The following is a 14,717-nucleotide window of genomic DNA, read 5'->3' as shown; positions in this document are numbered from 1 at the left end:
GAGAATCATTCATCCACGGGGGCACAAAGTTCTTCTCGAAAAACCCGGCCCGAGACTCAGCCGCGTTATCAAGGCTGGTCTTCATGATGCCGACTTGGCTGATCAGATTGTCGATCGCCGGATCGGTGATCACACCGCCCGAGTCCTCGAAGACATCGGCGAGATCTCGGCGCGCTACCGCGATATCCCGCAAAGCCGATTGATACGACTTCGCGTGTTCCTCATTGGCTTTGATCTCGGAATGCAGCGTATAGACGGCAGCGGCGGCAGCGGCGAATGCCAGCACCCACGGACCACCCAATACCGACATGACGCCGGAGGCGGCCCGGCCTACGCCGGACAGCGCCGTCGTTGCCGTCGCCTGGATACGGGCACCAGCGGCGGCAGCGGTCGCGCCGACCTGACGAAGCCCACCGACCAATAGACCAGAGCTAGCCACTGCCGCCCGCTGTGCGACCGCGTAGCGGCCCAGCGCCGACGCGGCGGCCTCCGTGGCGATCGTCTCGCGGACCCGTGCGGCAGTAGCCGCCAACCGGGCGCGCAGTGACGCCGCCTGGACGGGCGGCTCTCCACCGATCGCGACCAGGTAGGCCCGCATAACTGCCGTATGTTCGACGAGCGCGGCAGTCTGAGCCCGAGTCGCCAACAACGTAGCCGGGGTGAAGACACCGATCAGGCCCCGCCCGATGTTGCCCCAGATCGTCGCGACTTCCGAAACCCCTTGTATCGCAACGAATCCGATCAATGCCGCCGTTGCGACGCCGGAATGATCAGCAAGGAACTTCATCGCCGACCCGAGCACGCGCAAGGTGTTGGCCACGACGGTGCCGGTATCGCCGGTCAGAGAGAGCAGCGTTTTGCCGACATCCGCACCAACGGCACGAAGCCGAGACATCACACCAGATAGCGAACTACTCGAATCCTGAAGCCTGCCCAGACCTTCGGAGGCTTGAGCGCCACCAGAGCGGAGAGTTTCCCAGACTTCCGACAGCCCGCCTGATTGGTATGCGGCCCGCAGCTCTCTAATCCTGTCGGCTACACCACGGGCGCGAACGCCTAGCTTTTCCCAATTCGATGCCGTGCCTTGGATACTCGCGCCGTTCGACTGGAACGCTCGGCCCATATCCTGAAGGCCATTCGCGATACCTTGTGCTGCCGCTTTCACTTTCGGTGTGACTTGGTCGGCCCACTGCGTCGCGGCAGCTAGGCCACTCTTCATCATCGGCAGGAACGGTGCTAGTGCACCTTCGCCGATACGCCCAAGAGCCGCTTGCAGATTCGCCCACGAGCCGCGAAGCGTCTTACCTGATTCGAGTGCCGCGCCACCGATGTTGTCTCGGATGACCTTCTGGAAGGTAGCGGCATCTACCTTGCCTTCCTTGACCATCTTCGAGAGATCGTCGGCTGACTTGCCGTACTCTTCGCGAAGCCATTGGAAGATGGGAATCCCACGGTCTGACAACATGTTCAGGTCATCGGTGTACGCCTTACCCGAGGTTTGGACCTTGTTCAGGACGTAGCCCATATCGCTCAGGGAGGTACCGGCGATAGTGGCGGCATCGGCGGTGAGTTTGAGATACCTCGTGAGTTCTTCACCGGGTTTGATTCCGGCCGCTACAGCTGAAGCCGCGATAGTCGCTGCGTCGCCCAGACCGAAAGCTGTTCCCTTGACCGATGCCAGGGCGCTTTCCATGATGGCGCTGACACTTTGAGCGCTGTGCCCGAGACCGGCTAGCTTGCCCTTGGCGTCATCAATCGCGGTCATTCGCCGGAGACCCTGAGACAACGCCGTGCCGAGTACGGCACCGGCCGCCAGGCCGACGCCAGCGGCGGCAGTTCTCATCGTGGCACCGATACCGGCCGCGAGGGTAGAGCCCATGCTACGACCGGCCGCATTCACTCCCGGCTGAGCGCCTTTAAGCGCGCCCTCGACCTGACGCGGTACATCTTTGCCTTCGATGACGAGCGACACATACGCGTGACCTAACTCGACAGCCATCGTTCACCCCTTTTTACTGCGAGGTTGGCCGTCTACGCTCAATCTCCCCGCGAATATCTTCGATCGAGAATTCTTGTACTTCTGTATCCGGCTCATTGATCGAGTCGGACTCGGATGGGCGCTGTATCAGCTCTGGACGCTGATTAGCCGGATTGTTGTCGCCTCCCGCACGTTGCCAATTAGCGCCATGCAACGCATACAAGATGTATGACAACATCTCGGTATTGCGGTCCCAACTCCAAGACTTCGGATGCCTAGCCCGAAATAGGGCACTATCCCCGTTCGGGGGCATCCATTCCAGAAAGGATCGGAACTCAATCCAGTCGAGTTCTTCGCTACCGACATCGCGGGCATGCTTTCCGATCCGTAACAGGTCGAAGGTAATCGGCCCCTCATACTCCGTCAGGAGTCTGCGGAGCCCTCCGATTCCCCCGCTGTGATACCCGACGAGGTAACCCATGCTTCAGAGAGGTTGATGATCTGGTCATCAGCCATGGCGTACACCTCTTCCCGGACAGCCGGGCATTCGATTGCGATGAGTTCGCGATACAGCATCGGGTACGACAATGCGCCGTCATTGTCGGCAGCGAACTTAGCGCCGTTGCCCGAAATGAATGCAAGCTTCGGGATAGAGCGGATCTTTCCGTTCACGCGGAACGCGAACCGGTTTTCTTTCTTCTTGCCTTCAGTAGGCGGGACTTCGTATACAGCCATGACCAGACCTCTTCGATACGTTCAGGGTTGATCCGGACCAGGCCCACCGGGCAAGGGAGGTCCGGTCAAAGATTCTTGCCCGGTAGGAATTAGCCGCTTATGGAGTAGTCGGCTTGCCGTCGTTGATGTACTCGCGAATGTTGAACGCGGTAGTACCGTCGACAATTTTGAAGCACTCGAAAGTAACCTTGTATTTGACGATATCGGTATTGACCTGAGTCACGTCACCCACCTTGATCGGTTGAGCGATGCCCGCGATAACACGCTTGGTTCCAAGACCGTTCAAGGTCTCGCACACAATCACCGACTTCGGCAAAGTATCCGAGTTGTGGTCAACCTTGATCTCCATACCCGAAGTCGACGTAGGGTTCTTCACGGTGACATTCAGGTCACCGAACACGGTCTTGAGAACTTCCAAGTTGGTTGCCTCAACGAATTCGACTTCGAGCGTCTCGGAGTAGTCACTCTGGGGGGTCGCGATAATATCGCCGCTGAAGTCCTTCACCTTCTTCACGTCACGCGCTTGGGCGTTGACGATACCGACATCAGAGATACCGCCGAGATCCTTGAATACATTCGGAAGCGGCGTGATTGCGTCGGTCGGCAACGTGGTTCCGAGCGGAGCGCGATAGAAAACACCCTTTACCTTGGGTGCTTGAGGGACATAGACCTTACTGGTATCAGTAGGCAATTGAGCCGTCCTTTAACGAAGACACGCCGTATTAAAGAGTCGGCGCGAAAGCTGTAATCAAATGTTTGTTGCGATGCCCAGACGGGCAGTGAAAACCCAGCGATCAGACAGCTGGACATCCGATTCCGGATGTTGCGCTGGCGCGCCTACTTCCTCATACCCACTGATCCACGCTTTACGGGGCGTGCCATCGTCGGATCGGTATTCCACGAATTCGCCTGGCGAGTTCTCGATAATGTCGAGCACCTGCATCGCCAGTTCTTCGGCACTGACCGGGTTCCAGCATTCAAACGTAAGCATCGGTCCATCGGTAACGATATTTTGTTTAGCTCCACCGACGCGCGTTATGCGTACGAATGAATCCGGCAGCACGGCCGGAGCTGCATTGAAGACAGGGATAGTGAGGTGTCCGGAAAGTAGAGCTACTGCGACGCTGATAGCCGGGTGTCTGCGACTACCGACCAGCATCCAAAGACCTCAGCAAAGTGTGACGTTTTGCGTTCTTACGAATCGTGCGGGGATCGCCGGTAGTGACTGATGCTCGTGCACGGCCATCCGGCCGGGCGGCACCAACACCAGCTTTGACGACGTACTTTCCGCCGTCGATAGATTCCGCACGAGACTTCACGCGGTTAGCTCTGCGACGAACTTCCTCGACCGCTTGCGGAGTGCTTCGCAGCTCACGCAACGCACCGAAGTTCCATTTCATACGTACAGTCATCAGCCGTCATCCCGATCCGTGAGGACCAGCGCCGAACTCCAATGCCCTCCGGCATAGACAGCGATAATGCCGCCTTCGGCGTCGACAACTTCGAGATTGTTGTAATCCGCTTCGGTCCTCACACCGACAGCCGACTCGAAAACGATCGACTCTTCGTACTCTGGATTGTGTACTTCGATTGCCATTAGCCCTCGGTTCTAGTCACGTGAACGACTAGACCGGGATCGAATCCCCAGGGTCCGCCGCTGAAGTCTTCCGGATAGCCGACAACGATGTATTCCGGTTCGCCCGGCAGGATCACCTTGTCTTGAGGTCCGGCCGCGAAGCCGGGAGGCGCGTACAGGTCGCGCTTGATCACCACACGGTCATATCCGGGCCTAACCGCTTGTGTCTCAATGGTTTTCGGGCCGATCGCAATGAGCTTCTGCTCAACAGGCGAAGCCCACTTCTTGATCAGTGAGCCTCTCGGGTCCTTTTCGGGACCTTCGCTGAATCGCCGCGTAGACACCGTGTGCGGCATCGGGAAGGCAACCATCACCACGTCCTTACCGACACGGCACCGAAGGCATACGGGCGCAACGTGATTCGATCCTGTTTGGTGAGCCATGGCCCGCCCGTACGCGAGTCTGGTCCGTAGGTGTTCGAGACCTGGAACGGTCCAGCCGACATCTGCTGTGCCGACATGCCGACTTGATCGGTAGGCGACTCCAAGACCCGAGCGACCATGCGAGACACCACACGCCGGATCACATCCGGCGCGGGATCGGGCACAGGCCGGGGCCGAAGGTGACCGGCCACCAGATCCGAAGCCTCATCAAGAAGCCCCGGCACCCTGGACAACTCAGAAGTATTCAAAGAGCGCCCTAGACGCGCTTCTACATCCTGATTAGTCGCCAGGGCCATCACGCACCGCCCGTGGCCTTCGGAGGCCGACCACGGCGCTTAGGGGCCTCATCTACCCGGCGTTCCGCCTCCGCCTCCGGTTCCGGCTCAGCCACCGGCGAACCTGATTCGATCAGATGAGCACCGAGACGGATATCAGGCGGGATGGAGTCCCCCGCCTTCAACTGGACGACTTCGCCATTCTCGCGGAATGCGCAAACAATGCCGTCCAGATCATTGCGAATAGTCGCCATATCGAACCTTCCTCAACGCCGAAGACGAGACCTCAGCGTTACGAATCAACTTTCGATCAAGCGACAGTGCCGACAAAGATCTTGTAGGGGTTCTCGATGATCGGCTGACCGATAGCATCCACAAACGTATATTGCCGGAAAGGCGGACCTTCTTTGATAACCACACCGACAATGCCAGGCGCATCCTGGAACGTGTATTCGGTGCTCTTTGCGTCCAGGAGTTCCAGCGCGGTAGCCGACATACCCCAAGCCATGTAACCGAGTTCCCGGAGATCATCCGGAAGGAACACTACAAGGTTATCTGCGATCACGCGGGTATCCACATTGTCGACCGACAGCTTGGTGTCGTAATGCGGCAGCAGGGTAGGAAGACCAAGCGACACAAACAGTGCGTTGATATCCTCCAAGCTCGCCAAGGTACGGCCGGTCTGAGCACCGTAAATCATATTGATGATCTCCTTGTTCCGCTGAAGAGCACGAATGATCTTCTGAGAAGTCAGGAGATGGCCGGGCGAAGTGCCGTTATCGTTCACCCAGATATCCGACCATGCAAGCATGTCGGTAACCGGGGTCGCGTTAGCAATGTCGGTCCACAAAATTCCAGCGGTCGCCTTGTGGTTAGCCGGAATACCGTAGTCGGCTTCCGCCACAAGACCATTCTCGTTGATGGACAGCTTGCCATCGGAAAGAACATCGCCCCAAGCCAGTTCGACACGGTTGCGAATCTCGTTGGTCAGGTTCTCGGCATCGTTGTAGATCGCCTGCACCAGCTGTTCCTTTGCGGTGCCTCCCAGACGAGCATATTCGAGCTGTAGACGCTCGTACTCGCCCAGGCCCAGCGAAGACGACAGCGGAGCCAGCGGAACACGCTTTTCGGTACCCGAGTCTCGTTCGCTGACCGAAATCCGCCCGTCGAACGACCGGTACTTAGCGGTCCGGGACTTCTTGACGATTTCCAGGAAGTCGACCATGTTGGTTGGCTTGAAGACTTCCGGGAACATGGCAGACAGCGCATTACCAGTAGGTAGCGGCTGACGCCGGATATAAGTAGTCAGCGCATCGGGAACGATAGGCGCATCATAGAAAATAGCCATCTATAGATTTCCTTAGTAAGTCGCCGCTGAGATCAGTTCGTGAAGACGATGAGCGGCAGCTTGGTACGCGCATTCGCATCGAGGCCATTACCGGCCGGGAGCTTCGCCGCATCTACGAACCCGTGCTGAACGATCGCAGCACCGATCCGGGTATCACCCGCACGGACCGGAAGCGAGCTGAAGAGAATCCCGACAGGGTTCTCAAGACCAGCGTTAGGGCCGGTCGCGCCCGGTGTATACGGGCCGTACAGACCGGAGGCCGTCACCTTGCCGAGCACAATCCCGGACGGAAGGTAATCTTCCGGAAAGTGGGTTGCCTTGGTGAACTTCGAAACGTCCAGGGTGATCGAAGGGCTATCATTCGGCCCCGCACCATGCTTCGACTGAAGCCATGCACGATTTTCACCACGGTAGGTACCGATAGTCCGAACAGTAATACTAGTCATAAATTCTTCCTGAGACTCTATTGAATCCATCCGCGACGCCGCGCCGCTTCCTCACCGGCAGCAATACCGGACGGCTTATTCGTCTGCGACGGATTGCCCTGTTGAGGATTCGGCCGAGGGCCTGGAGCTGGATTAGGAATCTGGTCGGGAACAGCACCCCGCCATGAAATAAGCGCATCGGCGGAGGCTTCCATCTCTTCTTGAGTGGTACCTGTCACCAAAGACGCCGGAATGCCCTTGGCATCCGCCACGTCACGCCGCAGCTTGTCCAGCTGCATTTCAGCGACGAGCTTTTCCGCCTGTTCTGCGCGTTGGCTCGCCTTCTCGATCTCCGAAAGCTTCTCCGCTTCCGCCCGATCGAAAAGCCCAGCCTTTTCCTTCAGAGTGTCATAGTCGGCATACTTGGCTTCTTGCCGCGCAAGCCGGGTCTGAATAATCCGGTCCAAGTCTTCTTGTGAGGTAATCGCCTGGAAAGCATTCACAGGTTCCACCACACCGTTACCCTGATCAGCGGTAGCGGGATTCACATCAACCTTAGAATCGGTCATAAATATACACTCTCCGTAACTCGTCAGTATCGATCCGTCCTTCATCCGCTGGACGTAAGCGTTATTACTTGTTCGAATCCATCTGCCGATACGCGGCCATAATGGATTTCGCAGTACGGGCACCACCCGCGAGCTTCGCCGCCTCTGCATAGTCGGCATTCCACCGCTCTACATATTCAGGCGGCTCATAAGTCATCCCCGGCCGAACCGGGACAGCCACACAGCGGCAATTCTTGTGATAGCGATCCACGCGGAGAATCTTCACCGCATAAGAATCCATATCGTATTTGGCCGTCTCTTCGGAGCCGTAGACAGCGCCACGCGTCGCGGTCATCTGACAAAACCGGCAGGCATCCGGCTTAGCGTGCCGAGCCCACTTCGCGCCGGTCTCTTTCCGCACGTTGTCCGTGATCGTCCTGCGGGCCTGGCCGTAAAGGTCACGTTGAGCAACCGCCGTCAGCGCGTGCAACGCTACGGTCTGCGTAAGCGCCCAAGCTACTTGCCCCGCAATGGTTTGCGGCTTCGGGATAAGAGCTGTGACTACATCGAAAATCAGGTTCGGTGCTGACCGCTTGTAGAAGTCGGCTGCCAGGTCATTCGCCGCCGCAGCTCTTGGAGTCCATATCTCCGGAACCGCTTCCGAAAGCCAAAGACCTTGTGTCGCCGTATCAAACGCACTTGACCGGTTGAACTCGCGAACGATATCCGCGAACATCGAATCAGTGAGATCCGACATCAGCGATTCGAATACTTCTACTTCCGAAAGGCTAAGCGTCGGCATCATCACCGCCTGTCCGGCGCGAAGCGATAGCGGCTACTTCGGGGTTCTGCCGGGCAGCTGCCCCGGCAGAAGGGAGACCACTCACCAGCTGGCGCACGCGAGCCGTACGCTTGTCCTCGTTCACGCGGGCCTGGTCCTGCTGAGACAAGCCGATACGGTCATAGGTGACAGCAGAATCCGGGGTGAGAATCCCGGCAGAAGTCAGCTTCAACGCTTCGTCGGCAGCGGCGGCGCGCGTCGGTGTTGCCGCGTCCTGCCACTTCACATCGATAGACCGGAAGAACCTCGGATCAACCTCGCCATCCCTGACAAGCAACGCCAGATACGCAATCTCGCGCCAAGCCTGACCGAAGTTGGTTTGGCGACGCTCGGCACGCTTCACCAACCGGTATTCCATCTGGCGGATAGCGTCGGCACTGGCTGGATTTTCTCCAGACGCGAACCCTAGATACGTCGGCGGAATGCCAGATTCCGAAGCGATCAGCTGGGAGTAGGCCCGGATGAGTTCCACATACGGTGTCGGTGGCGCGGCGGAGAATTCACCGACAATCGGCAACTCTCCGTCTTCATCCCGAGGCAGCAAGTTAAAGCGGCCCATTGCCGCCCGCCACCCTGCCCGCATCCGATCATCTTCGGAAGAGTCTTCGCTTACCCCGAACTGTTCAGGTTCCGCACCGAGCGCGTAACGCTGTGGAGCGGAATAGAATTCGCGGTTGATCTCCATGCCGAGCATCGTTCGACAAGCTGCGTCAGTGTAATACATCACCGGCCGCGTAATCTCGCTCCGGCCGCGAAGATCGAAGGCTCTATCACGATTCCGAAGCTGCGCGACTGGAACCCGATTCAGATTATGAACGTCGCGGTCGACAACTTTTAGCGTCTTACTTGTGCCTGTAGCGTTGATCAGCGAATCAGCTTCGCGCGCTAGCGTGATGGTCTCATTCGGCAGATACAGAGTCTCTAGAACGATCTGACCGAGTTCGTTCCAGGTCTGCGACAGGGCCGCTTTCACCCGGCGTGCCCGATAGTCCCAAATCGTCGTCGCACACGACGAAGAATCAACTGTCACAAGAACTTCCGGTTCGCCTACCGTCGTATCCCCACGGCCGACAGTGACGAAGCCTGTGCCCGTAATCAGCGTGTCCAGGTGCACCCGTGAGGCTTCGATGCCTAGAAGGTTGTCCCGGTAGACCTCATCAAGGCCGTTCAATTCGTCAGTGACGGAAGTCCAGCCTTGCCAGTCCAGCCGCTCTTCGAGCACATCGACGACGGTGCCGGGCCACCCGACCGACACGGCAAGGTCTGTGAGTTGAGGCGGTACCGAGATACCGAGTTGCCTCACCGCTTGTCGGCCCTCGTAATAGAGTTGCTTAAGCCGGTTGACTTCTGCATACCAGGTGATCCGTCCGCGAAGCTGCCCAAGAAGGGAGGCTTCATCGTCGGAGAGGGTCAAGGTAGGCAGCGTGATATTTGGATTCGCGCTCACTAGTCCTCTTTCAGAGAACCAACGCTTTGCGTGTCCTCTTCTTCCGTTTGATCGGCTTGCCCGTGACAAGGCCGTAAAGGGCCAGAGTCGCGGCGACTACCGGCGTAATATCAGATGCCGCATTCTTGCGACCCCAAGCCCACATATCCCCCAGAGGGCGTTTACGCGCAGACTCGATAGCCGAATTGAATAGCGGCTGATTAGGGTGACGCATAGCTCGGTTCATCACCGAGTCATAGAAAAGACCACAGGCAGCGCCGAACTCGCTCGGCGAAAGCTTGTGAACGGGTACTTCAAGTTGTTCAAGCTCCGGCACCAGAGAAGAAGCCGGGCCGTCCACTACGACAGCAACCGGCCCCCATTGCGCGACAAGCGCAGTCAGATACGAGAGAACCCAATCAGTACCACGCCGGTTTTCAATGACCTCAACGTGGTACAGGCCATCTTCACGCATCCCAGCGACACCAACAGAAGCTTGCGAACGATCCGGCGAGATATCCACCGCGAACGCCAGTTGATCCCCGGCTTGTGAAGCGCCATCCGCGACCAGGCCCCAACTAGTCGCATCAATGACCGCGTTCGAAACCACGGCATCCCAGATACCCAAACGTTCCCGCATGAACGTCTCGTCATCCATGACCGAGCGTTCATCCCGAATAGTGTCCAGCTGGAGGCGTATACCGGCGGCGGGGTTCGCGTCAAGCCATGTCTGTATGTCGTCTAGATCGGCGTCCTTGTCGGCGCTCCATTCCATCCAACTCAGCCGGGGATTCTTTCCCTCGAACGCATCGTTGCGGATACCGGTGAAGACTTCACCATTCGCGGTAGGCCCCGGCACAGTGCCGACAAGGATCTGTTGCGGCATCGCAGAAGCCGAGATAACTGGTAGCAGCGCCGCGATTGATTCACTCGTACATTCCTGAATCTCATCGAGCACCAAAACGTCTGTCGAAAAACCGCGACCCGATGACTTCGATCTAGCGGCGAACTCAATAGAACCGCCGTTGTTAAGCACGATCGCTTCTTGCCCGTTGGTACGCCGGACTTCTTGCACCATATCGGCAAGTTCCGGGTACTTCTTGGGATTCTCGAAGAACGACGCGATACGAAGGAAAGCCTTACGGGCCGTCTTCACCTCATGCGCAGTATGAAGAACTCTCAGACTCAGCTCTACAGTGTAGTAGAGTTCGACCATTTCGATAAGCGCATTCTTGCCGTTCTGTCTCGGAACGGTCATCGCACAAATCGAGTTCTTCCACCGACCGGCTTCTACCGACATCCAATGACGTAGAACTAGCTCTTGCCAAGGGTCCGGGATCAACCCGTACTTAGTGGCTAGGAAGATGGCTTCTTCAGCCTCTGTCCATCTTCCTGCGCGGGATAGTAGAACCTTCGGCTTCTGATTGCCGAGCGGTCCGTCTCTGTTCAAGCTCATCGAGCGGCGTACCTTCTTTGACGATAGGAGTAAGCGCCGCGATCTTTTCTTGAACTTCCAAGTACATCTTGAATAGAGCGGCATACGGCTGCCCTCGCGAATCAGCCATGCGTAAGACGAGTTCGGAGCGCGCGGCAGTGAGGGCCTTCACTAGGTCCGGATCTTCCATGTCATCGAACATGCGAAGACCTCCAAAACATAAGTTGACTAGTAACGTGACTCAAGATAGTCTTGTCTCAACAACGAGAAAGGCAGAAGCAATGAGCACGCTTGATCGGGTACACGAAGATCACGAAGCCTTCGTTTACATCGAAGAGATGGACCATCTCCGATACTGCGATGCGCTCACAGAAGCCCTCAACTGGAAGTAGACAACCTGCCATGCAGGCCCCGGAACAAATGCCGGGGCCTCACTCAAAGAAGTAGAGATCTCAATGAGCATCGATCGATCTTTCGCAAAGTGCGTCATACGCGGCTGCAAGACCAGGAAGGCAGTAGACAAGCCGATTCAGTTCGAGCATGAAGGCGAATGGATCAACCTGAATGCCGGATACTGCGGTTGGTACAAGGCTGACGACGCTTACAGCCGGTTCGTGAAGACGTACGGGCTATATTGCCCTGATCATTGGTCCGGACTGAAGTGGACTCGCCTTAACGGCACAGTCAACACGGAAAAGGTTTGCGACGGGCGCTGCATGGGGGCTATTGGCCCGTCCTGTGACTGCTCATGCGGCGGAGAGCTTCACGGAAAGAACTCGGCAGTGATCATCGGAGATCTTCTTTAGCCGATAAGTTGACTCGTAACGCGAAACGTGTTTAACTAGATCCAGCACACCGACAAGGAGATAAAATGGCTACCATCATCGAGAACCCGACCTACGCAGACCTGCAAGTAGGAGACATGATCGAATACCGCTCCGGCGTACAAACCACCGTGACCGAGATCGAGAACGATGGGCCTCATTTGCCCATCAAAGGTGCGGGTGTCTCTTATAGCGATAATCGTTCTACCGCCGTAGTGATCAGTGGATACGCTTCAAACAAAATCGACGGCATCATTCGTCGGCCCTGATCTCCCGAACTATCCAGGCAGGACAAGAAATGATCAAGTACCGCGAGAGTCTGCTTTATATCGGGGTGTTCCTGATGTCGGCTTCGGCCGGAATCATCCTGCGCAGTATCTTCAGCCGCTAGAATCAGGCCAACCGCCCCCGCTTCGGCGGGGGCACCTAGAACAAGGACTTCATTATGGGAATGACCGGCGAATACCTGACGATGGCGCAAGCATGCGGCCAAGAACCAGTTTCCGCGCTCACCTTCGTGCCGGGCGAAGATTTCGACCTAGACGACCAAGACGAAGTCGAAGTGGTCCGAGAAGCGACGGCAAACGATACGTCGGACCGACTCCGGTACCTGCAAGACGAAAACGCTCGACTTCGCGCATTGATCGGAGAGAGCTAATCATGTCAGCGACCAACGCAAGCAAGGCGCTCAACTTCTGCCGGTTGATCTCACACGAAGGAATCGTATACCTACCCGGACCGGGCTATCTCGCCGAAGAATTCGGATGGGATGCCAAGACCGCGACAGAAGTCCTGAAGACCCTCGTAACCTCCGGCGATTTGGCCGAGTTCGAGCCCAATTTCTACCGTGTAGCCAAGCAAACTTGGCAGCCGAAATGAGAAGGAAGTCTAATTATGACGTTCCACCCTCCGAAGAAGCTGATCCTCAAAGTCGAAGTTGAGATGACCGAACAGCAGTCCGAAGCATGGCACCGCGCGAATGAAGTAGCGGACGACGCCGGATTAGTTGCCTCCATCGAGGCCAGTTTCAACAACACCCCGCACTTTTCAGCGACCGTAAAGGAAGTCCTTGAACTCCAAGAAGATCGCGGAGCCGGTTGGTTCAACGTCATAGGAGAAATAAAATGAGCTTCGTAGTACTCAACCCGCACAGCAACACCAACCCGACAGATAAGTACTGGGTTGTCGAGCACTCGCATTGGAACCAGTGTGTGAACAGCGGACATATAGACCGCATCACACACAACGGCGATTTCGACAACTACCGCGACGCTGACGAACATTGCCGAACGCTGAACTTCAACGCGAGCACCAACCCTCCGAATGATCCACTCTGGGATTCAATGGACAATTGACACGGCTTCCCTGATGCCCCCCACTACGGCGGGGGCATCCAACGCAAGGATGAACACATGACCGCTCCACACACGAAACTCAAAATAGATTTGGTTCACGAAGTCTTTAACCGTCTTGATGCTCGCGTCAACGACGTAACCAAGCACGGCGCGCAAATCGAAGACGATCTTTCCGAACTCCATGCCCGCGTCGCTGTATGGGCGCTTACCATGCTGGACAGCCGGACAGCGGGCGAACCATGGAACGAGGATCTATGGCGAGAAGACGCAGACAGCGTTCTAGAACAGTTCGACCCAACCAATTTCACACATGAGTTTTGGCCCAACGCCCCCCGGACGCGCGATCCGCTCTTGGATCTGCTGAACAATATCGATCGGGAACCATAATGCGGCCCGGTCTCCAAGGAGATTATGCCGACACGTGCGTCGCCTGCCTCACGCCTACCGATACCGCCCTAGGGGCGAATGGTGACGCCGAATGGATCGTAGGTTTCCTAGTCTCCTTGGGTATCGAATTCGAAGAAGCGCTAAGGACTCTCGGGTGGTCTGAAGACTCGGTTCCAGGCGGAGTCATCCAAAAGACTTTCCGAGTTTGTAAGTCCTGCGCCGATCGAAACGGGTTCCCGGTAGCACTCTGGATCACAGGGACTGAAATCCCGTTCATCACTCAGGCATAAGATTCGAAAGCCAGGCCCCCCTCTTCGGAGGGGGCCTTTTTCATGCCCTCATTGCGATCCTGAGCCACTTTCACGGCTCCCTGGACTACAGGTGCAACCACGGTAGGACTACAGCCCTAGAAGCGTCCTTCTCGGGATACAGGATCGGCAACATCATCTCGAACATCCGCCCCGCCATCTCGAAGGCTGGAGAGTAGAACATGACTTGATCCGAATAGATGCATTGGAATGTAAATCCGGCGTTTGTCGGCACTCTATAGACCTCAAGCCGGTAATAGTCTCTGAACATCGAATCTTCCCAGCTGAGGGGTTATTTTCGCAAAACTTTTCCGATGTTTTCAGCTCGGGGGGATATTGGACAGTATGCCTGAGAACTGACAAGCAGGCCCCTAAGGGGGTCCTAGGCCACCCTTACAACACTCAGCAGAGGGTGTCCAGGCTCCAGCTCGACGAGCGCCGCTTCCAGCTCACGAATCCGGTCCAGATAGGTTCGACGTTGCAGCATCTCCGCGATGTTGTCTCTATCGGTGACGGATTGCAGATGGTCCGGATTCACGCATGCACTGTTACCGCAAATGTGGTGTGCACGCATCGAGCCTAGGGGCCTACCTAGTTTGGCTTCGAGCACCAGGCGGTGAATGTAGAGGGTTACATAGGTTTTGCCGACTCGATAATTATACTGAGGATAGCCTTTGTTGATAGTTCGAAGCCAGATTCGACAGTCGCCTTTGGGTTCGGTCATGCCGTCTACAACCGCAAGTATTGATGGATAGTCGAGAGCTTCATGCGCTCTACGAAGTGGTGACCTTCGGTCTATTGGTCGTCACCTCC

21 protein-coding genes are annotated in these 14,717 nt (G+C 56.8%); 6 read left to right on the top strand and 15 right to left on the bottom strand.

The genetic code is table 11. The features are described 5' to 3' along the window. The 14 genes from NVU01S_RS41255 to NVU01S_RS43020 form a co-directional block, all read right to left on the bottom strand. Positions 1-1,999: tape measure protein (locus NVU01S_RS41255; protein ID WP_156522247.1), on the bottom strand; the 1,999-nt coding region annotated here is incomplete at its 3' end. 402 nt (positions 2,000-2,401) lie between these two features. After that, on the bottom strand, positions 2,402-2,713 hold the full coding sequence (locus tag NVU01S_RS41250) for a hypothetical protein (RefSeq protein ID WP_043682813.1): 312 nt from the start codon (positions 2,711-2,713) through the stop codon (positions 2,402-2,404). Between the two features lie 97 nt (positions 2,714-2,810). Next, on the bottom strand, positions 2,811-3,404 hold the full coding sequence (locus NVU01S_RS41245) for a hypothetical protein (protein WP_156162005.1): 594 nt from the start codon (positions 3,402-3,404) through the stop codon (positions 2,811-2,813). A 57-nt stretch (positions 3,405-3,461) separates the two neighbouring features. After that, the gene (locus tag NVU01S_RS44045) at positions 3,462-3,872 is read right to left on the bottom strand and encodes a hypothetical protein (protein WP_156162004.1); all 411 of its coding nucleotides are present in this window, start codon (positions 3,870-3,872) and stop codon (positions 3,462-3,464) included. 252 nt (positions 3,873-4,124) lie between these two features. Continuing rightward, complete coding sequence (locus NVU01S_RS41240; protein WP_043682807.1) at positions 4,125-4,310, bottom strand: hypothetical protein; 186 nt, start codon at positions 4,308-4,310, stop codon at positions 4,125-4,127. Further along, a complete protein-coding gene (locus NVU01S_RS44040; RefSeq protein ID WP_156162003.1) occupies positions 4,310-4,660 on the bottom strand; it encodes a hypothetical protein in 351 nt (116 codons plus the stop codon). Before NVU01S_RS44040 ends, NVU01S_RS41240 begins: the two co-directional genes overlap by 1 nt. A 367-nt stretch (positions 4,661-5,027) precedes the next feature. Continuing rightward, positions 5,028-5,261, bottom strand: coding sequence for a hypothetical protein (locus tag NVU01S_RS44035; RefSeq protein ID WP_156162002.1), 234 nt, complete (start codon positions 5,259-5,261; stop codon positions 5,028-5,030). A 56-nt stretch (positions 5,262-5,317) separates the two neighbouring features. Beyond that, a complete protein-coding gene (locus NVU01S_RS41235; protein WP_082859563.1) occupies positions 5,318-6,355 on the bottom strand; it encodes a major capsid protein in 1,038 nt (345 codons plus the stop codon). A gap of 32 nt (positions 6,356-6,387) precedes the next feature. Beyond that, on the bottom strand, positions 6,388-6,831 hold the full coding sequence (locus tag NVU01S_RS43030; RefSeq protein ID WP_244467522.1) for a head decoration protein: 444 nt from the start codon (positions 6,829-6,831) through the stop codon (positions 6,388-6,390). After that, positions 6,819-7,349, bottom strand: coding sequence for a hypothetical protein (locus NVU01S_RS44030; protein WP_156161954.1), 531 nt, complete (start codon positions 7,347-7,349; stop codon positions 6,819-6,821). Before NVU01S_RS44030 ends, NVU01S_RS43030 begins: the two co-directional genes overlap by 13 nt. Positions 7,350-7,413: 64 nt before the next feature. Continuing rightward, positions 7,414-8,133 (bottom strand): VG15 protein, encoded by a 720-nt coding sequence (locus NVU01S_RS41225; protein WP_052281332.1) that lies wholly within the window; start codon positions 8,131-8,133, stop codon positions 7,414-7,416. Then, complete coding sequence (locus NVU01S_RS41220; RefSeq protein ID WP_167829460.1) at positions 8,117-9,616, bottom strand: phage portal protein; 1,500 nt, start codon at positions 9,614-9,616, stop codon at positions 8,117-8,119. The genes NVU01S_RS41225 and NVU01S_RS41220 overlap by 17 nt, the downstream gene beginning before the upstream one ends. 10 nt (positions 9,617-9,626) lie before the next feature. Continuing rightward, positions 9,627-10,853, bottom strand: coding sequence for a terminase large subunit domain-containing protein (locus tag NVU01S_RS44025; protein WP_156161952.1), 1,227 nt, complete (start codon positions 10,851-10,853; stop codon positions 9,627-9,629). A 115-nt stretch (positions 10,854-10,968) separates the two neighbouring features. Next, on the bottom strand, positions 10,969-11,232 hold the full coding sequence (locus tag NVU01S_RS43020) for a hypothetical protein (RefSeq protein WP_052281329.1): 264 nt from the start codon (positions 11,230-11,232) through the stop codon (positions 10,969-10,971). Between the two features lie 669 nt (positions 11,233-11,901). On the opposite strand from NVU01S_RS43020, the gene NVU01S_RS44020 reads away from it, so the two are divergent. The 6 genes from NVU01S_RS44020 to NVU01S_RS44005 all read left to right on the top strand — a co-directional run bounded on the left by NVU01S_RS44020 (position 11,902) and on the right by NVU01S_RS44005 (position 13,596). Beyond that, complete coding sequence (locus NVU01S_RS44020) at positions 11,902-12,123, top strand: hypothetical protein (protein WP_156161951.1); 222 nt, start codon at positions 11,902-11,904, stop codon at positions 12,121-12,123. Between the two features lie 176 nt (positions 12,124-12,299). Continuing rightward, positions 12,300-12,512 carry a hypothetical protein gene (locus NVU01S_RS41205; protein ID WP_043680941.1) on the top strand — a complete coding sequence of 71 codons (213 nt, stop codon included), beginning with the start codon at positions 12,300-12,302 and terminating at the stop codon, positions 12,510-12,512. Positions 12,513-12,514: 2 nt separating this feature from the next. Next, a complete protein-coding gene (locus tag NVU01S_RS41200; protein WP_043680939.1) occupies positions 12,515-12,733 on the top strand; it encodes a hypothetical protein in 219 nt (72 codons plus the stop codon). A gap of 15 nt (positions 12,734-12,748) precedes the next feature. Beyond that, positions 12,749-12,982 (top strand): hypothetical protein, encoded by a 234-nt coding sequence (locus NVU01S_RS44015; protein ID WP_156161950.1) that lies wholly within the window; start codon positions 12,749-12,751, stop codon positions 12,980-12,982. Continuing rightward, positions 12,979-13,209, top strand: coding sequence for a hypothetical protein (locus tag NVU01S_RS44010; protein ID WP_156161949.1), 231 nt, complete (start codon positions 12,979-12,981; stop codon positions 13,207-13,209). The genes NVU01S_RS44015 and NVU01S_RS44010 overlap by 4 nt, the downstream gene beginning before the upstream one ends. A gap of 57 nt (positions 13,210-13,266) precedes the next feature. Further along, positions 13,267-13,596: a hypothetical protein gene (locus tag NVU01S_RS44005; RefSeq protein WP_156161948.1), complete on the top strand. Its 330-nt coding sequence runs from the start codon at positions 13,267-13,269 to the stop codon at positions 13,594-13,596. A 690-nt stretch (positions 13,597-14,286) separates the two neighbouring features. Here NVU01S_RS44005 and NVU01S_RS43015 read toward each other — a convergent pair. After that, positions 14,287-14,628, bottom strand: a complete 342-nt coding sequence (locus NVU01S_RS43015; RefSeq protein ID WP_082032416.1) for an HNH endonuclease — start codon at positions 14,626-14,628, stop codon at positions 14,287-14,289. Positions 14,629-14,717 lie beyond the last annotated feature (89 nt).

The sequence above is a fragment of the Nocardia vulneris genome, from assembly GCF_001613425.1.
GTDB lineage: Bacteria > Actinomycetota > Actinomycetes > Mycobacteriales > Mycobacteriaceae > Nocardia > Nocardia vulneris.
This window is presented reverse-complemented; position numbering and strand designations above follow the sequence as displayed.